The sequence below is a fragment of the Citrobacter sp. C1 genome, from assembly GCF_014596895.2.
GTDB classification, from domain to species: Bacteria; Pseudomonadota; Gammaproteobacteria; order Enterobacterales; family Enterobacteriaceae; genus Citrobacter; species Citrobacter gillenii.
Map to the genome: position 1 here is coordinate 1306638 of NZ_CP115035.1, position 25622 is coordinate 1332259.

Sequence of the window (25622 nt, forward strand, 5' to 3'; positions counted from 1 at the left end):
GGTAGCGGGATACTGGAAAAGGTATTAGGCATGCAGAAAGAAAAACTTTCCGCTTTAATGGATGGCGAAACGCTGGATACTGAGTTACTCAAAGAGCTGACTCACGACCCGGAAATGCAAAAAACCTGGGAGAGTTATCACCTGATCCGCGATTCCATGCGAGGTGATACCGCCGACGTTCTCCATTTCGATATTTCCGACCGAGTAATGGCAGCCATCGCAGATGAGCCAGTACGTCAGGCGGCGCCATTGATTCCTGAGGCCCAGCCAGCACCACATCAGTGGCAGAAAATGCCATTCTGGAAGAAAATGCGTCCGTGGGCCGCTCAGCTTACTCAAATGGGTGTGGCCGCGTGCGTATCGCTTGCAGTTATCGTTGGCGTCCAGCACTATAATGGGCAATCTGAAACGTCCCAGCAGCCCGAAACGCCGGTATTTAATACATTACCGATGATGGGTAAAGCCAGTCCGGTGAGCTTGGGTGTACCTTCTGACGCGACGGCCAGCAGCGGCGGTCAGCAACAGCAGGTGCAGGAGCAGCGTCGTCGTATTAATGCTATGTTGCAGGATTACGAACTGCAGCGCCGACTGCACTCCGAACAGCTTCAGTTTGAGCAGGCACAGACACAGCAAGCCGCTGTACAGGTGCCAGGAATTCAAACTTTAGGAACGCAATCGCAGTAATGAAGCAACTTTGGTTTGCCATGTCACTTGTGGCTGGTAGCCTGTTCTTCTCTGTCAACGCCTCGGCCACTCCTGCGTCCGGGGCATTATTGCAGCAGATGAATCTGGCCAGCCAGTCGCTCACCTATGAGCTGTCCTTCGTCAGCATCAATAAACAGGGTGTTGAATCCCTACGTTATCGTCATGCTCGTCTGGATAATCGTCCGCTTGCACAACTGTTGCAATTAGATGGACCACGCCGGGAAGTCGTACAACGTGGAAATGAAATCAGCTATTTTGAGCCGGGGCTCGAACCGTTCACGCTGAACGGTGATTATATTGTTGATTCTCTGCCATCTCTGATTTACACCGACTTTAAACGTCTCGCACCCTACTATGATTTTATCTCGGTAGGCCGAACACGTATTGCCGACAGGCTTTGTGAAGTACTCCGCGTCGTGGCGCGTGACGGGACTCGTTACAGCTACATTGTCTGGATGGACACCGAAACTAAGCTACCGATGCGCGTCGATCTTCTTGACCGGGATGGCGAAACGCTGGAACAGTTCCGCGTGATCGCTTTTACTGTGAATAGCGGCGTCGGAGACAGCATGCAGACGCTGGCAAAAGCCAACCTGCCGCCGTTGCTATCTGTTCCCGCGGGCGAGAAAACCAACTTCAACTGGAGCCCATCATGGTTGCCGCAAGGATTCAGTGAAGTCTCCAGCAGCCGTCGTCCACTGCCGACGATGGACAATATGCCGATTGAATCGCGTCTTTATTCTGACGGGCTGTTCAGCTTCTCTGTGAATGTGAACCGCGCGCAGCAAAACAGCGCCGATCAGCTCCTGCGTACCGGACGCCGCACGGTCAGTACCAGCGTACGAGATAATGCCGAAATCACTATCGTTGGTGAACTTCCGCCGCAAACGGCGAAGCGCATCGCGGACAATATCAAGTTCAGGGCTGCACAATGATCAAAGAGTGGGCAACGGTTGTTTCCTGGCAAAATGGCCTGGCGACAGTCAGCTGTGACGTTAAAGCGTCGTGCAGCAGCTGTGCCTCAAGGGCCGGATGCGGAAGCCGTGTGCTGAATAAACTGGGACCGCAGACAACGCACACCATTGTGGTGCCTAGCGTTGAACCTCTGGCTCCCGGTCAGAAAGTTGAGCTAGGCATTGCTGAAGGCAGCCTGTTGGGCTCGGCAATGTTAGTCTATCTGTCTCCGCTGGCGGGGCTGTTTGTTTTTGCCGCATTGTTCCAGGTGTTGTTTGGCAGCGATATCGCCGCGTTAAGCGGTGCGATACTGGGCGGTGTGGGTGGATTCCTGATTGCTCGTGGTTTCTCACGCAAGCTGGCTGAACGTGAGGCCTGGCAACCGGTGATTCTCAATGTCGCTCTCCCGCCTGACCTTCTTCGCGTCGAAACACACCAGTGATATATATGCCTGATGGCGCTGCGCTTATCAGGCCTACAGGACCGTTACTACGTAGGCCAGATAGGGCACTTTCGCCGTACTTCGGTAAAAGTTTCACTGACTTTGCTAAGTTGTTTCCAGTTCCCGCTATCCTTGCTCTATGAACATTTCCTCGCCTCAGCGTTGTAGTGTAGAATGCGGCGTTTCACTTAAACCGACGTTAAGCTCAGAACAGCGACTTCTCAAAGCCTGCCCAGGCAGGCGTAAGGCACAATAATTACACTATATGAAGAACATACGTAACTTTTCAATCATAGCTCACATCGACCACGGTAAATCAACGCTGTCTGACCGTATTATCCAGATCTGCGGTGGCCTGTCTGACCGTGAAATGGAAGCGCAGGTTCTCGACTCGATGGATCTTGAGCGTGAGCGCGGTATTACTATCAAAGCGCAGAGCGTGACGCTCGATTTCAAATCATCTGATGGTGAAACCTACCAGCTTAACTTTATCGACACGCCGGGCCACGTTGACTTCTCGTATGAAGTTTCGCGCTCGCTTGCCGCCTGTGAAGGCGCTCTGCTGGTGGTTGACGCCGGACAGGGTGTTGAAGCGCAAACGCTGGCTAACTGCTATACCGCCCTGGAAATGGATCTCGAGGTAGTGCCGGTACTGAACAAAATTGACCTGCCGGCTGCCGATCCTGAGCGTGTAGCGGAAGAGATCGAAGATATCGTCGGTATCGATGCGACAGATGCGGTTCGCTGCTCGGCGAAAACCGGCGTCGGCGTGACCGACGTTCTGGAACGTCTGGTGCGCGAAATTCCGCCGCCGGAAGGTGACCCGGAAGGCCCGCTGCAGGCGCTGATCATCGACTCCTGGTTCGATAACTATCTGGGTGTGGTCTCGCTGGTACGTATTAAAAACGGCACCATGCGCAAAGGCGACAAAATCAAAGTGATGAGCACCGGGCAGGTGTATAACGCTGACCGTCTGGGGATCTTCACGCCTAAGCAGGTTGACCGTACCGAACTGAAGTGCGGCGAAGTGGGTTGGCTGGTTTGTGCGATTAAAGACATCCTCGGTGCCCCGGTCGGCGATACGCTGACTCAGGCACGTAATCCGGCAGATAAAGCGCTGCCAGGATTTAAAAAGGTGAAACCGCAGGTTTACGCCGGTCTGTTCCCGGTCAGCTCTGACGATTACGAAAACTTCCGTGATGCGTTAGGTAAGCTGAGCCTGAACGATGCCTCCCTGTTCTATGAACCGGAAAGCTCTACCGCGCTGGGCTTCGGCTTCCGCTGTGGCTTCCTTGGTTTGCTGCACATGGAGATCATTCAGGAACGTCTGGAACGTGAATACGATCTGGACCTGATAACCACTGCACCGACTGTTGTTTACGAAGTTGAAACCACGGGTAAAGAGACTATCTATGTCGATAGCCCGTCCAAACTGCCGCCGCTGAACAACATCTATGAGCTGCGCGAGCCGATCGCTGAGTGTCATATGCTGCTGCCTCAGGCATATCTCGGCAACGTTATCACGCTGTGTATCGAGAAGCGTGGCGTACAGACCAACATGGTTTACCACGGTAACCAGGTGGCGCTGACCTATGAAATCCCGATGGCAGAAGTGGTGCTCGACTTCTTCGACCGCCTGAAGTCAACGTCTCGTGGCTATGCGTCACTGGACTATAACTTCAAACGCTTCCAGGCCTCTGACATGGTGCGCGTTGATGTTCTGATCAACAACGAGCGTGTTGATGCGCTGGCGCTCATTACCCACCGTGATAACTCACAGAGCCGCGGCCGTGAGCTGGTGGAAAAGATGAAAGAACTGATCCCACGCCAGCAGTTTGATATCGCGATTCAGGCAGCCATTGGTACGCACATCATTGCGCGTTCAACGGTTAAGCAGCTGCGTAAAAACGTTCTGGCTAAGTGCTATGGCGGTGATATTAGCCGTAAGAAAAAGCTGCTGCAGAAACAGAAAGAAGGTAAAAAACGCATGAAGCAGATCGGTAACGTCGAGCTGCCTCAGGAAGCGTTCCTCGCCATTCTGCATGTCGGTAAAGACAGCAAATAATCCTAAGGAGTTGGCATGGCGAATATGTTTGCCCTGATTCTGGTGATTGCCACACTGGTGACGGGCATTTTATGGTGCGTAGATAAATTTATCTTTGCGCCAAAACGCCGGGAGCGTCAGGCAGCGGCACAAGCCGCTGCGGGTGATTCACTGGATAACGCAACGCTGAAAAAAGTCTCCCCGAAGCCGGGCTGGCTGGAAACCGGAGCATCCGTGTTCCCGGTACTGGCGATTGTACTGGTGGTGCGTTCATTTATTTATGAGCCGTTCCAGATCCCATCGGGTTCGATGATGCCGACGCTGTTAATTGGTGATTTTATTCTGGTGGAGAAATTTGCCTACGGAATTAAAGATCCGATTTATCAGAAAACACTGATCGAAACGGGCCATCCGAAACGCGGTGATGTCGTGGTGTTTAAATACCCGGAGGATCCGCGCCTGGACTACATCAAACGCGCTGTCGGTTTACCGGGAGACAAAGTGACGTACGATCCAGTGGCGAAAGAGGTCACGATCCAGCCAGGATGCCGCTCCGGTCAGGCGTGTCAAAACGCATTGCCGGTCACGTACTCTGACGTTCAGCCGAGTGATTTCGTGCAGACGTTTGCACGTCGTAACGGTGGCGAAGCGACCAGTGGTTTCTTCGAACTTCCGCTGAGCGAAACGAAAGATAACGGTATTCGCCTGACCGAACGTAAAGAGACGCTGGGCGAGGTGACGCACCGCATTCTGACCGTGCCAATCGCGCAGGATCAGGTGGGGATGTACTACCGCCAACCGGGTCAGCAACTGGCGACCTGGATTGTTCCACCGGGACACTACTTCATGATGGGTGATAACCGCGACAACAGCGCGGACAGCCGTTACTGGGGATTTGTACCGGAAGCGAATCTGGTGGGTAAAGCGACGGGCATCTGGATGAGTTTCGACAAGCAAGAAGGTGAATGGCCGACCGGTGTTCGTTTAAGCCGTATTGGTGGTATTCATTAATTGCTGATAATCGTTCACGTTGTCGTCATAATGGCGGCAACGTGAATTATTTCTCGGATAAATTCCCGCAGACTAACGACATCACTTGTCGTTGTGTATAGAATATTCCCCCGTAGTTTTAGGTTGGCACCGTCAGGTTGCCACGGCACACGAAACAGCGTTGATTCGTATACAAGCGCATTCAGGCGACGCCGAAACGGCTAACCGAGTGATGTATATCAGGTCTGTTTCGTGTGCTGGATTGTTGACGCATTCATTTATTGGTATCGCATGAACCCCATCGTAATTAATCGGCTTCAACGGAAGCTGGGCTACACTTTTAATCATCAGGAACTGTTGCAGCAGGCATTAACTCACCGCAGTGCCAGCAGCAAACATAACGAGCGTTTAGAATTTTTAGGCGACTCTATTTTGAGCTTTGTTATTGCCAATGCGTTGTATCATCGTTTTCCGCGTGTGGACGAAGGTGATATGAGTCGCATGCGCGCCACGCTGGTGCGCGGTAATACGCTGGCTGAATTAGCCCGTGAGTTTGATCTCGGCGAATGTTTACGTTTGGGGCCGGGCGAACTGAAAAGCGGCGGCTTCCGTCGTGAATCTATTCTGGCTGATACCGTCGAAGCACTGATCGGCGGCGTCTTCCTCGACAGTGATATTCAGACTGTTGAACAACTGATCCTTAACTGGTATCAAACCCGTCTGGATGAAATTAGTCCGGGCGACAAACAAAAAGATCCGAAAACGCGTTTGCAGGAATACTTGCAGGGTCGCCACCTGCCGCTGCCGTCTTATCTGGTAGTACAGGTCCGTGGCGAAGCGCACGATCAAGAATTTACTATCCACTGCCAGGTTAGCGGCCTGAGTGAACCGGTGGTTGGCACAGGTTCGAGCCGTCGTAAGGCTGAGCAGGCTGCCGCCGAACAGGCGTTGAAAAAACTGGAGCTGGAATGAGCGAAGAAAAAACCTATTGCGGATTTATTGCCATCGTCGGTCGCCCGAACGTTGGTAAATCCACCCTGTTGAATAATCTGCTTGGGCAGAAGATTTCCATTACCTCCCGTAAGGCGCAGACGACCCGTCACCGCATTGTCGGTATTCATACCGAAGGCGCGTATCAGGCTATTTATGTTGATACCCCGGGCCTGCACATGGAAGAAAAGCGTGCCATCAACCGCCTGATGAACAAAGCGGCCAGCAGTTCTATTGGTGACGTTGAATTGATTATTTTCGTCGTAGAGGGCACGCGCTGGACGCCGGACGACGAAATGGTGCTGAACAAACTGCGTGACGGTAAAGCTCCGGTTATCCTGGCGGTCAACAAAGTGGATAACGTCCAGGAAAAAGCCGATCTGCTGCCGCACCTGCAGTTCCTGGCAAGCCAGATGAACTTCCTCGACATCGTACCGATGTCTGCCGAAACCGGCATGAATGTCGATACCGTTGCGGGCATCGTGCGTAAGCATCTGCCGGAAGCGATTCATCACTTCCCGGAAGATTACATCACCGACCGCTCGCAGCGCTTTATGGCCTCTGAAATCATCCGTGAAAAGCTGATGCGTTTCCTTGGTGCTGAACTGCCGTATTCTGTGACCGTTGAGATTGAGCGCTTTATCCCTAACGAACGTGGCGGCTACGACATCAACGGCCTGATCCTTGTCGAACGCGAAGGGCAGAAGAAGATGGTAATTGGCAACAAAGGGGCCAAAATTAAAACCATCGGTATTGAAGCACGTAAAGACATGCAGGAAATGTTCGAAGCGCCTGTGCACCTGGAACTGTGGGTGAAAGTGAAATCTGGCTGGGCCGATGACGAACGCGCGCTGCGCAGTCTCGGTTACGGCGACGACGTCTAAACCCTTCCTCTGAAAGACGACGAGTATTATGATGGATGGATGGCAACGCGCATTTGTCCTGCATAGTCGCCCCTGGAGCGAAACCAGTTTAGTGCTGGACGTTTTCACGGAAGAGTCGGGTCGCGTGCGCCTTGTGGCTAAAGGCGCACGTTCCAAACGTTCCAATCTGAAAGGCGCACTCCAGCCTTTTACCCCATTATTACTTCGCTTTGGTGGACGTGGTGAGGTCAAAACCCTACGTAGCGCTGAAGCCGTCTCTCTGGCACTCCCGCTTAGCGGAATCACGCTGTACAGCGGTCTGTATATCAACGAACTCATTTCTCGCGTGCTTGAGTACGAGACCCGCTTTTCTGAACTCTTTTTCGATTACCTGAACTGTATCCAGGCGTTGGCAGGCACATCCGGTTCACCAGAGCCCGCCCTACGTCGCTTTGAGCTGGCGTTGCTCGGTCATCTGGGCTACGGCGTGGATTTTGCCCACTGTGCGGGCAGCGGTGAACCGGTGGACGACACCATGACCTATCGCTATCGGGAAGAAAAAGGGTTTATCGCCAGCATCGTTATTGATAACAACACCTTTACCGGACGCCATCTCAAAGCACTTGCATCGCGTGAATTTCCGGATGCCGATACGTTACGTGCCGCGAAACGCTTTACCCGCATGGCGTTAAAGCCGTATCTTGGTGGTAAGCCGTTAAAAAGCCGGGAACTGTTCCGGCAATTTTTGCCAAAACGCGCAGTAAAAACAAATAATGATTAACGAGGATTGTCATGGCCGAATTACTGTTAGGCGTCAACATTGACCACATTGCCACTTTACGTAACGCACGCGGCACCGCATACCCGGACCCGGTTCAGGCGGCATTTATCGTTGAGCAAGCGGGGGCGGATGGGATCACCGTTCATCTGCGTGAAGACCGTCGTCATATTACTGACAGAGACGTGCGAATTCTGCGTCAAACGCTGGATACACGTATGAATCTGGAAATGGCGGTGACGGAAGAGATGCTGGCCATCGCGGTTGAAACCAAGCCGCATTTCTGCTGCCTGGTGCCGGAAAAACGTCAGGAAGTCACCACTGAAGGCGGCTTGGATGTGGCGGGTCAACGCGACAAAATGCGTGATGCCTGCAAGCGTCTGGCGGATGCGGGGATCATGGTCTCGCTGTTTATCGATGCCGATGAAGAACAAATTAAAGCGGCTGCTGATGTTGGCGCGCCGTATATTGAAATTCACACCGGCTGCTATGCTGATGCGAAAACCGATGCTGAACAGGCCAGCGAACTGGCACGTATCGCCAAAGCTGCGACCTTTGCTGCCAGCCTGGGTCTGAAGGTGAACGCCGGCCACGGCCTGACTTACCATAACGTCAAAGCTATTGCGCGGATCCCGGAAATGCACGAGCTGAACATTGGTCATGCGATCATCGGACGTGCGGTGATGAGCGGTCTGAAAGACGCCGTAGTGGAAATGAAACGTCTAATGCTGGAAGCGCGTGGCTAATGGCGATTCTGGGATTAGGCACGGACATCGTGGAGATTGCGCGCATTGAAGCGGTGATCTCCCGTTCCGGCGATCGGCTGGCCAGACGCGTCCTCAGCGACAACGAATGGACCATTTGGGAAACGCATCAGCAGCCGGTGCGTTTTCTGGCGAAGCGTTTTGCGGTAAAAGAGGCGGCGGCAAAAGCCTTTGGCACCGGCATTCGTAACGGGCTGGCATTTAATCAGTTCGAAGTGTTCAACGATGAACTCGGCAAGCCGCGTTTGCGGTTATGGGGAGAGGCGTTAAAACTGGCGGAGAAGCTCGGTGTTATGCATATGCACGTGACGCTGGCCGATGAACGTCACTATGCCTGCGCCACGGTCATTATTGAGAGTTAAAGCTTGTCTGCGTGATGCATTAACACAAACTTATCCCACAGCTGTTCTTCTGTTTCGATATGTGCCGGATCTTTCAAAATAGTATTGGGGATCGGGCACACCTTTTGACAGGTTGGCGTGTCGTAATGACCTACGCATTCCGTACACTTGTCGCTGTTAATCTCGTAAATGCTGTCACCCATTGAAATGGCCTCATTCGGGCATTCGGGTTCGCACATATCGCAATTGATACACTTTTTAGTGATTAACAGGGCCATCAGGAAACTCTCAAAACATCACAAATCGGGCGGGCATTATACGCGCATTCTTTGCTCAAACCAGTTTTTTTACCAGCGCTTCGCTGTGGCGGATCCGCTCCGGGGCATGTTCGAGATCTTGCTGCACCAGCGCCATAAACAGTAAATCAGTCAACATCATTTGCGCATGCGTTGATGAAATTGCGGCACTGCGCGTGGCCTGTTCTTCGGCAATGGTGTACAGGCAACGGGTGGCTCGCTGCTGCAGGGCATTGGGAGTAAAGCCAGTGATGGCGAGGATTTTTGCCCCGGTGCGTAATGTTTCATCCGCGGCCAGATTGAGTTCGCGTCGCTCTCCGCTATACGAAATGGCCAGCAGGAGATCGTTTGAATCCAGCGCCTGTACGGTCGCCAGCAGGGCATGCATATCGCGTTCAACGACCGCATTAAATCCTATCTTCAATAGCTTCCAGGCAAAATTTTGCGCCACCAGGCCCGAGGCGCCAATGCCGGTGAGGATAATGCGCCTGGCTGTGCGCAGCATCGTGACGCTTTCCATTAGTTTGTCTTCGCTATTGACGTCCAGCGTGGCATGCATCGCTGCCACGTTCTCCTTAATTAGCTTCTCACCTACCAGTCGCATAGGATCGTCACCGCGGATCTGATTGTGCACCGGAACAGAATGCGGATTGGGATTGCTGGCCAGCGCTTCGCTGATCGCCAATTTGAGGGCCGGGAAGCCTTTAAAGCCCATTTTCTGCGCGAACTTCACGACGCTGGACTGGCTAACGCCCGCTTCAAAAGCTAGCTGCTGAGAGCTGAGATGACGCACATTATCTGGTTGCGTAAGAAGATAATCCGCAAGCTTTTTATCGCTTTGTGCGAGGTCAGGGTAACGCTGACGAATGCGAATCAAACAGTTCATGCTGTCTCCTGGCGAAAACGTGATGGCGATTACAAAACAACATTTCACTCGCCTGAGTGAATATAATATTCCATTATGACGGATTATTATGAATTAAAAATTCCTAAGGAACAAAAATGAATCTCGGTGCGTTAGTGTCAGAAACCCGCAATCCACAAACGATGGATCTCGATGCGTTATCCACGCTTGAGCTGGTACATCGTTTTAATCAACAGGATACGCTGGTAGCGGAAGCAGTAAAAGCGACACTGTCTGAAGTTGCGCAGGCGGTTGATGCGGCTGCGCAGGCACTTAAAGCAGGCGGGCGGATTATTTACATGGGGGCAGGGACCAGCGGACGTCTCGGCGTGCTGGATGCCTCAGAATGTCCGCCAACTTTTGGTGTACCGCACGGATTAGTGGTCGGGCTGATTGCCGGTGGGCCAGGGGCGTTATTAAAAGCGGTTGAAGGCGCAGAAGATAACTCGCAGCTTGGGGAAGATGACCTGCGGGCGCTGAATCTGACCGCGCAGGATCTGGTTGTCGGTCTGGCGGCATCGGGTCGGACACCGTATGTGATTGGCGGCCTGAAATATGCGCATGCGGTGGGCTGTACGACGGTCGCGATTTCCTGTAATCCGGACTCACCTATTGCCCGCGAAGCGGATATCGCCATCTCCGTGGTGGTTGGTCCGGAGGCGCTGACCGGTTCAACCCGTCTGAAGTCGGGCACCGCGCAGAAACTGGTGCTAAATATGATTTCCACCGGTGCGATGGTGAAGTTTGGCAAGGTGTATCAGAACCTGATGGTGGATATGAAAGCGACCAACGCCAAGCTGGTCGATCGGGCCTGCCGGATGGTGGTGGAAGCTACCGGCATTTCGCGCGAAGACGCTGAAACGTTACTGAAGCAGACCGATTTTGACGTTAAGCCCGCCATTCTGATGGCGCTGACCGGGCTAGACGCGACGGCAGCCAGGGCAAAACTCTCCGCTCACCAGGGTTTTTTACGCGCGGCGTTAGAACACTAAGAGGTACATATGGACAAAACGGCGGCGCTTGCCAGCGATATTCTGCTGGGGGTTGGCGGAGAAAAAAATATTCTGCGCCTGGAAAACTGTATGACCCGCGTCAGGGTAGAAGTCCAGGATGACGACCAACTGGATATTCCCCGGCTGAAGCAGCTGCCCGGCGTCAGCGGCTATGTGAAGCAGGGGGCGCAGCATCAGATTATTGTCGGTCCCGGTAAGGCCGCCAAAGTGGTGGATGCCATGCGTTCTCTGATTGCTGATGACGGCGAACGTCCGCATGCACACGACATTGAACGCACAAAATCTCAGGTGAAAGCGAAGTACAAAGCGCCAATGAGCGATGCGCTGCGTAAACTGGCAAACGTCTTTATTCCGCTGATCCCGGCGTTTATCGCCTCCGGTTTGATTACCGGTATTATCAATATCCTCAAGCGCCCTGATATTGTGGGCGACTTTGCCACCCATTATCCCAATATGCTGGGGCTGTTAGGTATTTTCGGCAGCGCCGTTTTTGCCATCATGAATATTCTGGTGGGGGTGAATACGGCCAAAGTGTTTGGGGGTTCGCTGGCAATGGGCGGCGTAATGGCCGGCATTCTCTCCAGCCCACAGCTAGCGCAAATTACCCTGTTTGGCGAGGCGCTACAGCCCGGGCGTGGCGGGGTGATTGCGGTGCTGCTGGTGGTGGCGTTAATGTGCTGGATAGAGCGCAAATTCCGCGAGGTGTTGCCGGAATCGCTGGAGTTGATCCTTAATCCGTTGCTGACCACCCTGATTACCGGGACGATTGCGATTGTGGCGCTACAACCGCTCGGTGGCTGGATCTCCGAGTCCATTGCCCACGGCGCCTCCTGGGCGATTGATCGCGGCGGTTTCCTGGTCGGCGCGGTGCTGGCGGGAACGTTCCTGCCGCTGGTGCTCACCGGACTCCATCAGGGGCTGGTGCCGATTCACGTGGAACTGGTGCAGGCGCATGGCTATAACGCGCTATTTCCCATCCTGGCGATGGCCGGGGTCGGTCAGATTGGCGCCGCAATTGCTGTTCTGATGAAAACCCGTAACGCACGACTGAAAAAAGTGATCAAAGGCGCGCTGCCGGTCGGGTTACTGGGCATTGGCGAGCCGTTGATTTTTGGCGTAACGCTGCCGCTGGGTAAACCGTTTATCGGCGCTTGCCTCGGTGGTGCGGTCGGTGGGGCGCTGATCAGCTACTGGAAAGTGGCGACGGTTATCACCTTTGGTATCTCGGGATTACCGCTGGCGCTGACGATTGTTGCCGGAAAAGTGATGTTCTATCTGTTAGGCTATCTGGTAGCGGTTATCGCCGGGTTCTTGTTTACCTGGCTATTGGGGTTCAACGATCCAGAGGACTAAGGTTTGACCAATCACGAGCGTCGCGTTGTCTTTTTTGATTTGGACGGTACGTTACACCAGCAGGATATGTTCGGTAGTTTTCTGCGTTATCTGCTGCGCCGCCAACCGTTGAATGCGCTGCTTGTACTGCCGCTGTTACCGATTATCGCGGTGGCGATGTTGATCAAAGGGCGCGCCGCCCGTTGGCCAATGAGTTTGCTCCTGTGGGGATGCACTTTTGGTCGGCGAGAAGCACGCCTTAAAGCCCACCAAGCTGATTTTGTGCGTTGGTTTCGCCATCACGTGACGGCGTTTCCGCTGGTGCAGCAGCGCCTGACCACCTATCTGTTAAGCTCTGATGCGGATATTTGGCTGATCACCGGTTCCCCGCAGTCGCTGGTCGAGCAGGTTTACTTTGACACCCCGTGGCTGCCTCGGGTGAATCTTATCGCCAGTCAAATGGCGCGCGGTTACGGTGGCTGGGTGCTGCCTTTACGCTGCCTTGGCCATGAGAAAGTCACTCAACTGGAACGCCAGATTGGCGCCCCGCTGGCGCTGTATAGCGGCTACAGCGACAGTAAGCAGGACAATCCGCTGCTCTCGTTCTGCCAGCATCGTTGGCGCGTCACGCCGCGTGGAGAGCTGCAGCAACTCGAATAGAGTAAACGATAGCGTCTGTGTATAATGCGCCCGCTTTGATTACTGGAGTTCTGCCTTTGTCTGATGTTGAATTTAGCCACGAATACTGGATGCGTCATGCGTTAACGCTAGCAAAGCGCGCCTGGGATGAGCGTGAGGTTCCGGTGGGCGCGGTTCTGGTGCATAACAATCGTGTGATTGGCGAAGGCTGGAATCGGCCGATTGGTCATCACGATCCCACCGCTCATGCTGAAATCATGGCGCTGCGTCAGGGCGGGCTGGTCCTGCAAAATTACCGCTTACTGGATGCCACACTGTACGTCACCCTTGAGCCATGCGTAATGTGTGCGGGTGCAATGGTACACAGCCGTATCGGTCGGGTGGTATTTGGTGCGCGTGATGCGAAAACGGGGGCCGCAGGTTCGTTAATGGATGTACTGCATCATCCGGGCATGAATCACCGGGTTGAGGTGACAGAAGGCATATTGCGTGATGAATGCGCCACCCTGCTCAGTGACTTCTTCCGTATGCGTCGTCAGGAAATTAAAGCCCTGAAAAAGTCCGCCACGGAGTGATTACAGCGGTAGGCCGGATAAGGATTTTAAGCCGCCATCCGGCATGAGCATGCCACTACTTTTCCTCCTTCTTCTGCGGGGAAAACAGCAGTGAAGGGGTGTGCGTCAGATAGTTCGACGAGGTTTGCGAGAGAAACGCTGAGAGCGGAAATTTCTCTTTCCCTAACAACTCTGCGGGCGAAACCGCCGGATAATCCTGTGCCAGTTGCTGCGTTTCGATCGCCTGCTTTTCTTTCTCCTGCAGATATCCCACCAGACTTATCTGATACTTACGGATATTCTCTACGTAGGCATAGGCTTCGTGGCCGCGTGCATAGCCATAGGTCAGTTTTTTGTACCAGGGCTTTTGGCTGAGCAGCGGCAAGCGCTGTTTTACGTCGGCCCAACTGTCCGGGTTACCTTTGGTTTTTACCGTCAGCGCGCGGGCATCCAGCATATGCGCATACCCCATATTATAGGCGGCAAGCGCAAACCAGATCCGTTCGCCCTCGGGGACGGTATCCGGAACTTTACTCATCATATCTTGCAGATAGCGAGCGCCCCCGCTGATGCTTTGCTCGGCGTCGGTTCGGTCCGTTAATCCCAGACTCTGGGCGGTATTTTTGGTCAGCATCATCAGACCACGTACGCCGGTCGGCGAGGTGGCCTGCGCATCCCAGTGCGATTCCTGATAAGAGATGGCCGCCAGCAATCGCCAGTCTATCTCTTGCGCATATTTCTCAAACAGCGGCTTGAGATCAGGCAATACGCTGTCGACCGCCCGTAAGAACGTGCGGGTATCGACATAGTCAAAATCATTGCCATGCCCGAGATATTTTTCTTCCAGCCGCGCCAGTAACCCGTCTTCATTGATGGTGTTAAAGAAATCAAGCAGGGCGGCGGAAAGTGTATTGTCATCGTCCAGCGGGCTAAACCAGGTCACCGGTTGTTCGTCAGAGACATCCAGTGCGACGGCCAGTTCAGGGTGTACGCGCTGATACAGACTGATCGCTACGGAATCGGCAATGGTGTAGTCCAGCTTGCCGTTGATGACATCATCGAGCAGTTCCGTGGTGCCCTTTTTATCATCGACCTTCCAGCTCAGCTCAGGAAATTTTGTTTCTTTCAGGTGTTGCAGGTCGTTCACCACCACGTGCCCGGGGGCGATAGTCAATTGTTTATCTGTCACGTTGGCCAGGGTGCGTGGACGATATTGCCCGACCCGATACACCAGTTGCTGGGAAACCGAGTAGTAGGTGGGGCCTGGCTGGTAATTTTTGACCCGTTCGCTGTTATAGACCAGACCGGCGGCGAGCAGATCGGCCTTGCCGTTGTCGAGGTCGTCAAAAAGCTGGCTGATGTTCTGGCGCACGGTGATTTTTAACTTCACGCCTAAATAACGGGCGAACTGTTGGGCCAGCTCATAATCCAGCCCGAAGCGTTTCCCGGTAAGAGTGGAATGCGTTAATGGAGAGTCAATGGTACTGACGCGCAGCTCTCCCCGCGATTGAATGGCGGCGATACGATTGTCGGCTTTACCGAACCAAGGAATGGATGGCCACAAGGCCGCTGCCAGCAGCAACGTCAAAATGCCGATAAACAGATAATTAATCTTTAATTTTTTCAATTAGTTAATTCTCTGAACCGTGCGTTGTTTCAGCCTGCTATGCTCGCGATTAAGAAGTGAATTCATCATCAATGAGCGGCATTTTGCTTAAACTTGCGTCAGTTGGCAACTCCTTCAGCAGGGGGGCAGCATTTGAGGATAACTGACGGTTGTGATTTTATTTCGACGCAAACGGTTTCGTCGGCGCGGCAGATTCTTTATAATGACGCCCGTTTCCCCCCTTGCGCACACTTATAAGCGCCTCAGGCGCTTCGAAGACGAGAGACTTATGATGGAAATTCTGCGTGGTTCGCCTGCACTGTCTGCATTCCGTATTAACAAATTGCTGGCGCGTTTTCAGGCGGCCAATCTTCAGGTTCACACTATTTACGCCGAGTATGTCCATTTTGCTGACCTGAATGCCCCGTTAAACGAGGATGAGCATGCGCAACTTGCACGCTTGTTGCAATACGGTCCGAGTCTCAGCAGCCACGTCCCTGAAGGCAAGCTGCTGCTGGTTACGCCTCGCCCGGGAACCATCTCCCCCTGGTCTTCTAAAGCGACTGATATTGCCCATAACTGCGGCTTGCAACAGATTAGCCGTCTGGAACGTGGCGTTGCCTACTATGTTGAAGTCTCCACGCTAAGCGCTGAACAGTGGCAGGAAGTGGCTGCCGTGTTACACGACCGCATGATGGAAACGGTTTTCTCTGCGCTGGACGATGCACAAGCGTTGTTTGCTCATCACCAACCGGCGCCGGTTTCTAGCGTTGACCTGCTGGGTACAGGTCGCCAGGCGCTGATCAACGCGAACCTGCGTTTGGGTCTGGCGCTGGCAGACGATGAAATCGACTATTTACAGGATGCGTTTATCAAACTGGGACGCAACCCGAACGACATCGAGCTGTACATGTTTGCGCAGGCCAACTCTGAGCACTGCCGCCATAAAATTTTTAACGCCGACTGGGTAATCGACGGTAAACCGCAGCCGAAGTCGCTGTTCAAGATGATTAAAAACACCTTCGAAACCACGCCGGATCACGTCTTGTCTGCCTATAAAGACAACGCGGCAGTGATGGAAGGCTCTGAGGTCGGGCGCTACTTCGCCGACCATCAAACCGGTCGTTATGATTTCCATCAGGAGCCTGCGCATATCCTGATGAAGGTCGAAACCCACAACCACCCGACCGCTATCTCTCCATGGCCGGGCGCAGCAACTGGCTCCGGCGGTGAAATCCGCGACGAGGGTGCGACCGGGCGTGGCGCGAAGCCGAAAGCTGGGCTGGTGGGTTTCTCCGTGTCCAACCTGCGTATTCCGGGCTTTGAACAGCCGTGGGAAGAAGATTTCGGCAAGCCGGATCGGATCGTTACCGCACTGGATATCATGACTGACGGCCCGCTGGGCGGCGCGGCGTTTAACAACGAATTCGGTCGCCCGGCGTTGACCGGCTATTTCCGTACCTATGAAGAAAAAGTGAATAGCCACAACGGTGAAGAGCTGCGCGGCTATCACAAACCCATCATGCTGGCCGGTGGGATCGGCAACATTCGCGCCGATCACGTGCAGAAAGGTGAGATCGTCGTCGGTGCCAAACTGATCGTCCTCGGCGGTCCGGCAATGAACATCGGGCTTGGCGGCGGGGCGGCGTCTTCAATGGCCTCCGGCCAGTCCGATGCCGATCTGGATTTTGCTTCCGTACAGCGCGACAACCCAGAAATGGAACGTCGTTGTCAGGAAGTGATCGACCGCTGCTGGCAGATGGGGGATGCGAACCCGATTCTGTTCATCCACGACGTGGGTGCGGGCGGTCTGTCTAATGCGATGCCTGAGCTGGTCAGTGACGGCGGACGCGGCGGTAAGTTTGAGCTGCGCGATATCTTAAGTGATGAGCCAGGCATGAGTCCGCTGGAGATCTGGTGTAACGAATCTCAGGAGCGTTACGTCCTGGCGGTTGCTGCAGATCAGTTGCCCCTGTTTGACGAACTGTGTAAGCGCGAGCGCGCACCGTATGCGGTAATCGGTGAGGCCACCGAAGAGCAACATCTTTCGATGAATGACCGTCATTTCGATAATCAGCCGATCGATCTGCCGCTCGATGTGCTGCTGGGCAAAACACCAAAAATGACCCGCGATGTGCAAACGCTGAAAGCGAAGGGCGAGCAGCTTGCGCGTGAGCAGATTACGCTGGGCGATGCGGTCAACCGCGTGCTGCACCTGCCTGCCGTCGCAGAAAAAACGTTCCTCGTAACCATCGGCGACCGTACCGTCACCGGCATGGTAGCGCGCGACCAAATGGTCGGGCCGTGGCAGATCCCGGTGGCGAACTGCGCAGTGACCACCGCCAGCCTGGATAGCTATTATGGTGAAGCGATGTCTCTCGGTGAGCGTGCGCCGGTTGCGCTGCTGGACTTCTCTGCCTCTGCCCGTCTGGCAGTGGGGGAAGCGCTGACCAACATTGCGGCGACGCAGATTGGCGATATCAAACGTATCAAGCTCTCCGCAAACTGGATGGCGGCAGCCGGCCACCCTGGCGAAGATGCCGGGTTGTACGAAGCGGTCAAAGCGGTAGGGGAAGAGCTATGCCCGGCGCTTGGCCTGACTATCCCGGTGGGTAAAGACTCCATGTCGATGAAAACCCGCTGGCAGGAAGGCAACGAACAGCGTGAAATGACCTCGCCGCTGTCGCTGGTGATCACCGCGTTTGCCCGTGTGGAAGATGTCCGTCACACCATCACCCCTGAACTCTCAACCGAAGACAACGCCTTGCTGCTGATTGACCTCGGTCTGGGTCATAACGCGTTGGGTGCGACTGCACTGGCGCAGGTCTATCGCCAACTGGGCGACAAACCGGCGGATGTCCGCAACGTTGCGCAGTTGAAAGGCTTCTATGATGCCATGCAGGCGCTGGTTGCTGCGCGTAAGCTGTTGGCCTACCACGACCGTTCTGACGGTGGTCTGCTGGTGACGCTGGCGGAAATGGCCTTTACCGGTCACTGCGGTATTCAAGCGGATATCAGCACGCTCGGCGATGACCGCCTGGCGGCACTGTTTAACGAAGAGTTAGGTGCGGTGATTCAGGTTCGCGCGGCGGATCGTGAGGCGGTAGAAGCGCTGCTGGCACAGCATGGCCTCGGCGACTGCGTTCACTATGTTGGCCAGGCTGAAGCCAGCGACCGTTTTGTGATTACTGCCAACGGTCAGACGGTGTTCAGCGAAAGCCGCTCCACGCTTCGTATGTGGTGGGCAGAAACCACCTGGCAGATGCAGCGTCTGCGCGACAACCCGGAATGTGCCGATCAGGAACATAACGCCAAAGCCAACGATACCGATCCCGGTCTTAACGTAAAACTGTCGTTTGATATCAACGAAGACGTTGCAGCCCCGTACATCGCCACCGGCGCACGCCCCAAAGTGGCCGTGCTGCGCGAGCAGGGCGTTAACTCTCACGTTGAAATGGCTGCGGCGTTCCACCGTGCGGGCTTTGACGCCATCGACGTTCACATGAGCGATCTGCTGGGCGGGCGCATTGGTCTGGGGAATTTCCAGGCGCTGGTGGCCTGTGGCGGCTTCTCTTACGGTGACGTATTAGGTGCCGGTGAAGGTTGGGCGAAATCCATTCTGTTCAACAACCGCGTGCGTGATGAGTTTGAAACCTTCTTCCATCGCCCGCAGACGCTGGCGCTCGGGGTGTGTAACGGCTGTCAGATGATGTCTAATCTGCGTGAACTGATCCCGGGTAGCGACCTGTGGCCACGTTTTGTGCGTAACCACTCCGATCGCTTTGAAGCGCGCTTTAGCCTGGTAGAAGTAACGCAAAGCCCGTCGCTGCTGCTGCAGGGTATGGTGGGTTCCATGATGCCGATTGCCGTTTCTCACGGTGAAGGGCGTGTGGAAGTCCGTGATGATGCGCATTTGGCGGCACTGGAAAGCAAAGGTTTGGTGGCGCTACGTTTCGTCGACAACTTTGGTAAAGTCACCGAAACCTATCCGGCTAACCCGAACGGTTCGCCAAACGGGATCACGGCGGTGACCACCGAAAATGGCCGCGTAACGATCATGATGCCACATCCGGAACGTGTGTTCCGCACGGTGAGCAACTCCTGGCACCCGGAAAACTGGGGCGAGGACAGCCCGTGGATGCGCATCTTCCGTAACGCGCGTAAACAACTCGGCTAACACGACCGTGTGATGTTCAAGGCCCCTCCACGTGAGGGGCTTTTTTTATGTTGTAGGTCGGATAAGGCGTTTACGCCGTCATCTGGCAATGTGCGCGATACTGCCTGATGGCGCTGCGCTTATCAGGCCTACGGGGTAGAGCGGTTGTAGGCTGGATAAGGCGTTTACGCCGCCATCCGGCAATGTGCGCGATACTGCCTGATGGCGCTGCGCTTATCAGGCCTACGGGGAAGAGCGGTTGTAGGCTGGATAAGGCGTTTACGCCGCCATCCGGCAATAAACTCAGTGCTTGCGCCGCAAAATTAAAGTGTCGGGAATTCCCGACATCGAGGGTAGGGTGGCGTCGTCAAAAAGAGACATTTAATTAATTGATTTATAAGTGTTTTGTTTTTAAGTGCTACAGTTGTTGCTAATTAGCGACACATGGCGCAAAAAACAGCCAAAACCATTCATCGATTAAATGAATATATTTTGTATATTTATCATTGTGTTAATATAATGTTTTGAATATTGGCACGCTTGCTGCATAATACTAAGCAGTGGCTCATTCACCTTCTTATGTCAGCCCCTTCGGGACGCGCTACATAAACTTCGAATGACGCACAACAAGGTGCCTGCCGTCCAACTTCTGATATTTGCCTTGCGCATATCAAACTCCGGGCGAAACGTCGAGTTAGGCACCGCCTTATTCCATAACAAAGCCGGGTCATTCCCGGCTTTGTTGTATCTGGCGTTCCCCTCAGTTAGCATCGTCCTATCCCTTTTCGTTGAGAGTAACGCCTTGAAGCGCTGGTCTGTTTTCCCCCGGTCTTTACGTCAGTTGGTTACGCTGGCATTTTTGCTGATCCTGCTGCCTCTGTTAGTTCTGGCCTGGCAGGCATGGCAAAGTCTGAATGCCCTAAGCGCCCAGGCGGCGCTAACCAACCGCACCACGCTGATTGACGCCCGGCGGAGTGAGGCGATGACTAACGCGGCACTGGAGATGGAACGCAGCTATCGGCAATACTGCGTGCTGGATGACCCGACACTGGCGAAGGTTTATCAGGGGCAGCGTAAACGTTACAGCGATATGCTGGATGCCCATGCGGGTGTGTTGCCTGACGTCAAACTCTATCAGGCGCTTCGCCAGGATCTGAACGATCTCGCGCAGTTGCAGTGTCAAAACAGCGGCCCCGACAGTGTGGCGGCTGCACGTCTTGAGGCTTTTGCCAATGCCAATACCGAGATGGTGCAGGCCACGCGAACCGTGGTCTTCTCGCGCGGCCAGCAGCTGCAACAAGAAATTGCTGAACGTGGTCAGTTCTTTGGCTGGCAGGCACTGGTACTGTTTCTCGTTAGCCTGGCGATGGTGCTGCTGTTCACGCGGATGATCATCGGTCCGGTAAAAGCCATTGAACGAATGATCAACCGTCTGGGGGAAGGCCGCTCGCTGGGCGATACCGTATCGTTTACCGGTCCGCGAGAGCTGCGATCGGTGGGGCAGCGTATTATCTGGCTGAGTGAGCGCCTGTCGTGGCTTGAATCTCAGCGGCATCAATTTTTACGCCATCTTTCACATGAACTCAAAACGCCGCTGGCGAGTATGCGTGAGGGAACCGAACTGCTGGCCGATCAGGTCGTTGGCCCACTGACGCCGGAACAAAAAGAAGTTGTCGGCATTTTGGATGACAGCAGCCGCAATCTGCAAAAACTGATTGAGCAACTGCTTGATTACAACCGCAAGCTGGCCGATGACGCGATTCAACTGGAAAGGGTTGAAATCGCGCCGCTCGTGGAGAGAGTGGTTTCTGCACATAGTCTGCCCGCGCGCGCCAAAATGATACATACTGATGTGGCGCTGGCAGAAAGCGCCTGTCTGGCAGAGCCGGTGCTGTTAATGAGCGTGCTGGACAATCTTTATTCCAATGCGGTGCACTATGGTGCTGAATCCGGTACCATTTGCATCCGCAGCAGCTTGCATGGTGCGACGGTGTACATTGACGTAATGAATACCGGCGAGCCGATTCCGCCAGCAGAAAAAACCATGATCTTCGAGCCTTTTTTCCAGGGAAGCCATCAGCGAAAAGGGGCGGTAAAAGGAAGCGGATTAGGACTCAGTATCGCCAGAGATTGCATCCGCCGTATGCGGGGGGAGCTGTACCTGGTCGACGATTATGCGCAAGGCGTTTGTTTTCGCATCGAATTGCCGCTATCTGCAATGAAAAACCATTAAAATGAATCTAAGTCTGGTGAGTATGCCACACGTTGTTGTCCGAATGCTTAAACGACATTTTTTCCGCCGCGCATTATTGCTAAGCTTGCCGTGCCTGGCGCTGGTGGGGTGTGTGCCGAACGCGGTGGATCATATTATCGGCGATCCTTCACAGGAGAAAATTCCGCCCCATCAGTTGGCGGATTACCTTTCAACCGAGTGCGCAGATATCTGGTCACTGCAGGAGCAGTCTACGGACAGCAATCCGTTGTACTGGCTGCGTGCCATGGACTGTGCTGACCGCCTGATGCCAGTTCAAGCCCGTAGTGAAGCCAGTACCCAGCTCACTGACACCTGGCAGGGCGCGTTTAAGCGCGGGATCCTGCTCGCCAGTGCCAATATCACACCGCCGGAAAGACGAGATGTGGTGACGCGACTTGATGCGCTCAGTCCGCAAATTCCGGCGCAGGTACGGCCGCTGTATCAGGTCTGGTTTAGCGGCCAAACTCTGCAGTTACAGTTGGCCGAAGAGCGCATGCGCTACAGCAAACTTCAACAGTCGTCAGACAGCGATCTTGATACGCTGCGTCAGCAGCAACAGCATTTGCAGACGCAGCTCGATCTCACTACCCGCAAACTGGAAAATCTGACCGATATTGAGCGTCAGCTTTCCACGCGCAAGCCTGCCGGCAGTTACAATCCTGATGCGCTGCATGGGAATGAAAAACTCTCCACACCTGACGATGCCGGGGGCACCGGGTCCTCGAGCGAGGAGGTAACGCCATGATAAGCCGTAAACCCGCACATTTGCTGCTGGTCGATGACGATCCGGGATTGTTGAAATTACTCGGCATGCGTTTAACCAGTGAAGGCTACAGCGTCGTGACGGCGGAAAGCGGGCAGGAAGGGTTACGGGTGCTTAACCGTGAAAAGGTGGATCTGGTCATCAGCGATCTGCGCATGGATGAAATGGACGGCATGCAGTTGTTTACCGAAATCCAGAAAGTCCAGCCGGGTATGCCGGTTATTATCCTGACCGCGCATGGTTCAATTCCGGATGCGGTAGCTGCAACTCAGCAGGGCGTGTTTAGTTTTCTGACCAAACCGGTCGATAAAGACGCGTTATACAACGCCATTGACGGGGCGCTGGAACAATCTGCCCCGGCGACCGATGACGGCTGGCGCGAATCGGTTGTCACCCGCAGCCCGTTGATGCTGCGTCTGTTAGAGCAGGCGCGTATGGTGGCGCAATCGGACGTCAGCGTGCTGATTAACGGCCAAAGCGGTACCGGCAAAGAAATTTTTGCCCAGGCTATCCATAACGCCAGCCCGCGCGGCAGCAAACCTTTTATTGCGATTAACTGCGGCGCGTTGCCGGAACAATTGCTCGAGTCCGAGCTGTTTGGTCATGCGCGTGGCGCGTTTACCGGGGCGGTGAGCAATCGTGAGGGGCTATTTCAGGCCGCCGAGGGCGGGACGCTGTTTCTGGATGAGATAGGCGATATGCCCGCGCCATTGCAGGTGAAATTGCTGCGTGTGTTGCAGGAGCGTAAAGTTCGCCCCCTTGGCAGCAACCGTGATATCGACATTGACGTGCGGATTGTCTCCGCAACGCACCGCGACTTACCCAAAGCGATGGCGCGGGGCGAATTCCGTGAGGATCTCTACTACCGCCTTAACGTGGTGAGCCTGAAGATCCCGCCGCTGGCTGAACGTACGGAAGACATTCCCTTGCTGGCGAACCATCTGCTGCGTCAGTCCGCCGAACGGCACAAACCGTTTGTGCGCGCATTCTCGACCGATGCCATGAAGCGTTTAATGACCGCCAGCTGGCCGGGCAACGTGCGTCAACTGGTCAACGTTATCGAACAATGCGTGGCGCTCACCTCATCGCCAGTGATCAGTGACGCGCTGGTGGAGCAGGCGCTGGAAGGTGAAAATACCGCCTTGCCAACCTTTGTTGAAGCGCGTAACCAGTTTGAACTGAACTACCTGCGTAAGCTGCTGCAAATAACCAAAGGCAACGTGACCCACGCAGCGCGAATGGCGGGGCGCAACCGCACCGAATTCTATAAATTGCTTTCTCGACATGAGCTGGATGCAAACGACTTTAAAGAGTAGCACCGTAAATACGACTGATTTATGATACGGTGAGCAGCCGGTTACGCGATAAAAACGACAGGAAAACCATGAAAAAGATTGATGCGATTATTAAACCCTTCAAGCTCGACGACGTCCGCGAAGCGCTGGCAGAAGTGGGCATTACCGGTATGACCGTAACGGAAGTGAAAGGCTTTGGCCGTCAGAAGGGCCATACCGAGCTGTACCGTGGTGCGGAGTACATGGTGGATTTTCTGCCGAAGGTAAAAATTGAAATTGTGGTTACCGACGACATCGTGGATACCTGTGTCGATACCATTATTCGCACGGCTCAAACGGGTAAAATTGGCGACGGTAAGATTTTTGTCTTTGACGTGGCACGCGTGGTGCGTATCCGTACTGGCGAAGAAGACGACGCAGCAATTTAAGCCGCGCCGTGCTTGCCGGATGGCGGTGTAAACACCTTATCAGGCCTACAAAACCCCGTAGGCCTGATAAGCGCAGCGCCATCAGGCATGACGTAATTACAGGACTTTATGCGGACCGAAGCATTCGTAATGAATATTCTCGTTCTTCACACCCAGACCGATCAGCTGCTTCGCGGCAAACTGCATAAAGCCGACCGGACCGCACAGATAAAACTGCATCGCCGGGTCGCTGATTGCACCTTCCAGTTTATTCAGATCCATCAGGCCCACGCTGTCATACGCGCCTTTTTCACGGTCTGCTTCATTCGGTTCACGATACCAGGTGTGGGCACTAAAGCGCGGCAGTGAGTTGCCCAGCTCATTCACTTCATCAGCAAAGGCATGCACATCGCCGTTTTCTGCCGCGTGGAACCAGTTTACCTGCGCCGTGTGTCCAGCTTTCGCCAGTGTATCCAGCATTGCCAGCATCGGGGTCTGACCAACGCCTGCGGAAATCAGCGACACCGGAGTATCGGTGGCGACATCCATAAAGAAATCGCCTGCCGGTGCGGCTAAATGAACGATGTCACCGACTTTCGCATGGTTATGCAGCCAGCTTGAAACCTGACCGCCGTCTTCACGCTTAACTGCAATGCGGTAACCCTTGCCATTCGGTTTGCGGGTCAGAGAGTACTGACGAATTTCCTGATGCGGGAAACCTTCCGGCTTAAGCCAGACGCCCAGATACTGCCCCGGATGGTATTCAGCCACCGCACCGCCGTCGACGGGCTCAAACTCAAAGCTGGTAATTAATGCGCTACGCGGTGTTTTTGCCACAATGCGGAAGGGACGAGTACCTTCCCAGCCGCCATTTTTGTTGGCGTTCTCACTGTAAATCTGAGCTTCGCGGTTGATGAAGACGTTAGCCAGCACGCCATACGCTTTACCCCACGCGTCCAGCACTTCTTGCCCTGGGCTGAACATCTCGTCCAGCGTTGCCAGCAGGTGACCGCCCACGATGTTGTACTGCTCAGGCTGAATCTGGAAGCTGGTATGCTTCTGGGCAATTTTTTCGACCGCAGGCAACAGCGCCGCCAGGTTGTCGATATTGCTGGCGTAAGCGGCGATAGCGTTAAACAACGCTTCACGCTGATCGCCATTACGCTGGTTACTCATGTTGAAGATTTCTTTGAGTTCCGGGTTATGCGTAAACATGCGATCGTAGAAATGGGCGGTCAGTTTCGGGCCGGTTTCGACCAGCAGGGGAATAGTGGCTTTCACTGTAGCGATGGTTTGTGCGTCAAGCATACGGTCTTCCTTTATCTGAGGCTTTAATGATGTATATCAAATACATCTTATAAAAAATACCCCTGCATTGTAAATGGTTCTTTGTAACTTTGCGTTGTAAAGGTTACAACTTGAAAAATCTGCATCACAAACCTGAAAAGAAATCCGTTGAAATTTGCCATGTTATTATTCTCCAAAGCCTTGTGTGCTGTGAAGGTAATCGTTTGCGTAAAATCCTTTGTCAA

General features: G+C 54.1%; 23 protein-coding genes and 1 pseudogene. 20 read left to right on the forward strand and 4 right to left on the reverse strand.

Features of this window, described 5'->3' with window-relative positions; genetic code table 11:
- The first annotated feature begins 30 nt into the window (after nucleotides 1-30).
- The 10 genes from rseA (at nucleotide 31) to acpS (ending at nucleotide 8892) form a co-directional block, all read left to right on the forward strand.
- Nucleotides 31-684, forward strand: coding sequence for an anti-sigma-E factor RseA (rseA, locus tag IB214_RS06250; protein WP_115257749.1), 654 nt, complete (start codon nucleotides 31-33; stop codon nucleotides 682-684).
- Nucleotides 684-1640, forward strand: coding sequence for a sigma-E factor regulatory protein RseB (rseB, locus tag IB214_RS06255; RefSeq protein WP_117343490.1), 957 nt, complete (start codon nucleotides 684-686; stop codon nucleotides 1638-1640). Before rseA ends, rseB begins: the two co-directional genes overlap by 1 nt.
- The gene (gene rseC, locus IB214_RS06260) at nucleotides 1637-2101 is read left to right on the forward strand and encodes a SoxR-reducing system protein RseC (protein WP_115257751.1); all 465 of its coding nucleotides are present in this window, start codon (nucleotides 1637-1639) and stop codon (nucleotides 2099-2101) included. The genes rseB and rseC overlap by 4 nt, the downstream gene beginning before the upstream one ends.
- Nucleotides 2102-2366: 265 nt before the next feature.
- On the forward strand, nucleotides 2367-4166 hold the full coding sequence (gene lepA / locus IB214_RS06265) for a translation elongation factor 4 (RefSeq protein WP_096756125.1): 1800 nt from the start codon (nucleotides 2367-2369) through the stop codon (nucleotides 4164-4166).
- Nucleotides 4167-4181: 15 nt separating this feature from the next.
- Nucleotides 4182-5156 carry a signal peptidase I gene (gene lepB / locus IB214_RS06270; protein WP_096756126.1) on the forward strand — a complete coding sequence of 325 codons (975 nt, stop codon included), beginning with the start codon at nucleotides 4182-4184 and terminating at the stop codon, nucleotides 5154-5156.
- Nucleotides 5157-5426: 270 nt separating this feature from the next.
- On the forward strand, nucleotides 5427-6107 hold the full coding sequence (gene rnc / locus IB214_RS06275) for a ribonuclease III (RefSeq protein WP_003037579.1): 681 nt from the start codon (nucleotides 5427-5429) through the stop codon (nucleotides 6105-6107).
- Nucleotides 6104-7009 (forward strand): GTPase Era, encoded by a 906-nt coding sequence (gene era, locus IB214_RS06280; protein WP_096756127.1) that lies wholly within the window; start codon nucleotides 6104-6106, stop codon nucleotides 7007-7009. Before rnc ends, era begins: the two co-directional genes overlap by 4 nt.
- Nucleotides 7010-7040: 31 nt before the next feature.
- Nucleotides 7041-7769, forward strand: a complete 729-nt coding sequence (gene recO, locus IB214_RS06285) for a DNA repair protein RecO (RefSeq protein ID WP_096759353.1) — start codon at nucleotides 7041-7043, stop codon at nucleotides 7767-7769.
- Nucleotides 7770-7780: 11 nt separating this feature from the next.
- Nucleotides 7781-8512, forward strand: a complete 732-nt coding sequence (gene pdxJ, locus IB214_RS06290) for a pyridoxine 5'-phosphate synthase (protein ID WP_115257752.1) — start codon at nucleotides 7781-7783, stop codon at nucleotides 8510-8512.
- Entirely contained in the window at nucleotides 8512-8892 is a 381-nt protein-coding gene (gene acpS / locus IB214_RS06295; RefSeq protein WP_115257753.1) for a holo-ACP synthase, read from the forward strand. The genes pdxJ and acpS overlap by 1 nt, the downstream gene beginning before the upstream one ends.
- Here acpS and IB214_RS06300 read toward each other — a convergent pair.
- Together IB214_RS06300 and IB214_RS06305 are read right to left on the reverse strand one after the other, a co-directional pair.
- The gene (locus IB214_RS06300; RefSeq protein ID WP_096756130.1) at nucleotides 8889-9149 is read right to left on the reverse strand and encodes a YfhL family 4Fe-4S dicluster ferredoxin; all 261 of its coding nucleotides are present in this window, start codon (nucleotides 9147-9149) and stop codon (nucleotides 8889-8891) included. The genes acpS and IB214_RS06300 overlap by 4 nt on opposite strands.
- Nucleotides 9150-9204: 55 nt before the next feature.
- Nucleotides 9205-10053, reverse strand: a complete 849-nt coding sequence (locus tag IB214_RS06305; RefSeq protein ID WP_096756131.1) for a MurR/RpiR family transcriptional regulator — start codon at nucleotides 10051-10053, stop codon at nucleotides 9205-9207.
- A gap of 116 nt (nucleotides 10054-10169) precedes the next feature.
- Between IB214_RS06305 and murQ the strand changes: the two genes are divergently transcribed.
- Genes murQ through tadA form a run of 4 tightly spaced genes read left to right on the forward strand, consistent with a single transcriptional unit; the run spans nucleotide 10170 to nucleotide 13630 of the window.
- Entirely contained in the window at nucleotides 10170-11063 is an 894-nt protein-coding gene (murQ, locus tag IB214_RS06310; protein WP_115257754.1) for an N-acetylmuramic acid 6-phosphate etherase, read from the forward strand.
- A gap of 9 nt (nucleotides 11064-11072) precedes the next feature.
- The gene (locus IB214_RS06315) at nucleotides 11073-12437 is read left to right on the forward strand and encodes a PTS transporter subunit EIIC (RefSeq protein WP_115257755.1); all 1365 of its coding nucleotides are present in this window, start codon (nucleotides 11073-11075) and stop codon (nucleotides 12435-12437) included.
- Nucleotides 12438-12440: 3 nt separating this feature from the next.
- Complete coding sequence (gene yfhb / locus IB214_RS06320; RefSeq protein WP_096756134.1) at nucleotides 12441-13076, forward strand: phosphatidylglycerophosphatase C; 636 nt, start codon at nucleotides 12441-12443, stop codon at nucleotides 13074-13076.
- 17 nt (nucleotides 13077-13093) lie between these two features.
- Nucleotides 13094-13630 (forward strand): tRNA adenosine(34) deaminase TadA, encoded by a 537-nt coding sequence (gene tadA, locus IB214_RS06325; RefSeq protein WP_096756135.1) that lies wholly within the window; start codon nucleotides 13094-13096, stop codon nucleotides 13628-13630.
- 55 nt (nucleotides 13631-13685) lie between these two features.
- Here tadA and mltF read toward each other — a convergent pair whose 3' ends face one another.
- On the reverse strand, nucleotides 13686-15236 hold the full coding sequence (gene mltF / locus IB214_RS06330) for a membrane-bound lytic murein transglycosylase MltF (RefSeq protein WP_117343491.1): 1551 nt from the start codon (nucleotides 15234-15236) through the stop codon (nucleotides 13686-13688).
- 268 nt (nucleotides 15237-15504) lie between these two features.
- Between mltF and purL the strand changes: the two genes are divergently transcribed.
- From purL to glnB, 6 genes and pseudogenes are all read left to right on the forward strand, one after another.
- A complete protein-coding gene (gene purL, locus IB214_RS06335; RefSeq protein WP_117343492.1) occupies nucleotides 15505-19392 on the forward strand; it encodes a phosphoribosylformylglycinamidine synthase in 3888 nt (1295 codons plus the stop codon).
- Between the two features lie 161 nt (nucleotides 19393-19553).
- Nucleotides 19554-19760: pseudogene (locus IB214_RS06340) on the forward strand (hypothetical protein); the annotation flags it as partial.
- A 413-nt stretch (nucleotides 19761-20173) separates the two neighbouring features.
- Nucleotides 20174-21604, forward strand: a complete 1431-nt coding sequence (gene qseE, locus IB214_RS06345; RefSeq protein WP_115257759.1) for a two component system sensor histidine kinase QseE/GlrK — start codon at nucleotides 20174-20176, stop codon at nucleotides 21602-21604.
- 22 nt (nucleotides 21605-21626) lie between these two features.
- A complete protein-coding gene (gene qseG, locus IB214_RS06350) occupies nucleotides 21627-22370 on the forward strand; it encodes a two-component system QseEF-associated lipoprotein QseG (protein WP_117343558.1) in 744 nt (247 codons plus the stop codon).
- Nucleotides 22370-23704 (forward strand): two-component system response regulator GlrR, encoded by a 1335-nt coding sequence (gene glrR / locus IB214_RS06355; RefSeq protein ID WP_304571763.1) that lies wholly within the window; start codon nucleotides 22370-22372, stop codon nucleotides 23702-23704. The genes qseG and glrR overlap by 1 nt, the downstream gene beginning before the upstream one ends.
- Nucleotides 23705-23772: 68 nt before the next feature.
- Complete coding sequence (gene glnB / locus IB214_RS06360) at nucleotides 23773-24111, forward strand: nitrogen regulatory protein P-II (protein ID WP_002438074.1); 339 nt, start codon at nucleotides 23773-23775, stop codon at nucleotides 24109-24111.
- A gap of 96 nt (nucleotides 24112-24207) precedes the next feature.
- Here glnB and hmpA read toward each other — a convergent pair whose 3' ends face one another.
- Nucleotides 24208-25398 (reverse strand): NO-inducible flavohemoprotein, encoded by a 1191-nt coding sequence (gene hmpA / locus IB214_RS06365; protein WP_117343494.1) that lies wholly within the window; start codon nucleotides 25396-25398, stop codon nucleotides 24208-24210.
- Nucleotides 25399-25622: the final 224 nt, after the last annotated feature.

Bases quoted from the DNA above. Each gene is read 5' to 3' on its own strand.
- recO (WP_096759353.1), top strand. From the start codon at position 7,041: ATGGATGGATGGCAACGCGCATTTGTCCTGCATAGTCGCCCCTGGAGC.
- murQ (WP_115257754.1), top strand. From the start codon at position 10,170: ATGAATCTCGGTGCGTTAGTGTCAGAAACCCGCAATCCACAAACGATG.
- IB214_RS06315 (WP_115257755.1), top strand. From the start codon at position 11,073: ATGGACAAAACGGCGGCGCTTGCCAGCGATATTCTGCTGGGGGTTGGC.
- glnB (WP_002438074.1), top strand. From the start codon at position 23,773: ATGAAAAAGATTGATGCGATTATTAAACCCTTCAAGCTCGACGACGTC.
- rseB (WP_117343490.1), top strand. From the start codon at position 684: ATGAAGCAACTTTGGTTTGCCATGTCACTTGTGGCTGGTAGCCTGTTC.
- lepA (WP_096756125.1), top strand. From the start codon at position 2,367: ATGAAGAACATACGTAACTTTTCAATCATAGCTCACATCGACCACGGT.
- purL (WP_117343492.1), top strand. From the start codon at position 15,505: ATGATGGAAATTCTGCGTGGTTCGCCTGCACTGTCTGCATTCCGTATT.
- rnc (WP_003037579.1), top strand. From the start codon at position 5,427: ATGAACCCCATCGTAATTAATCGGCTTCAACGGAAGCTGGGCTACACT.
- IB214_RS06305 (WP_096756131.1), bottom strand. From the start codon at position 10,053: ATGAACTGTTTGATTCGCATTCGTCAGCGTTACCCTGACCTCGCACAA.
- era (WP_096756127.1), top strand. From the start codon at position 6,104: ATGAGCGAAGAAAAAACCTATTGCGGATTTATTGCCATCGTCGGTCGC.
- IB214_RS06300 (WP_096756130.1), bottom strand. From the start codon at position 9,149: ATGGCCCTGTTAATCACTAAAAAGTGTATCAATTGCGATATGTGCGAA.
- pdxJ (WP_115257752.1), top strand. From the start codon at position 7,781: ATGGCCGAATTACTGTTAGGCGTCAACATTGACCACATTGCCACTTTA.
- hmpA (WP_117343494.1), bottom strand. From the start codon at position 25,398: ATGCTTGACGCACAAACCATCGCTACAGTGAAAGCCACTATTCCCCTG.
- rseC (WP_115257751.1), top strand. From the start codon at position 1,637: ATGATCAAAGAGTGGGCAACGGTTGTTTCCTGGCAAAATGGCCTGGCG.
- lepB (WP_096756126.1), top strand. From the start codon at position 4,182: ATGGCGAATATGTTTGCCCTGATTCTGGTGATTGCCACACTGGTGACG.
- rseA (WP_115257749.1), top strand. From the start codon at position 31: ATGCAGAAAGAAAAACTTTCCGCTTTAATGGATGGCGAAACGCTGGAT.
- acpS (WP_115257753.1), top strand. From the start codon at position 8,512: ATGGCGATTCTGGGATTAGGCACGGACATCGTGGAGATTGCGCGCATT.
- qseG (WP_117343558.1), top strand. From the start codon at position 21,627: ATGCCACACGTTGTTGTCCGAATGCTTAAACGACATTTTTTCCGCCGC.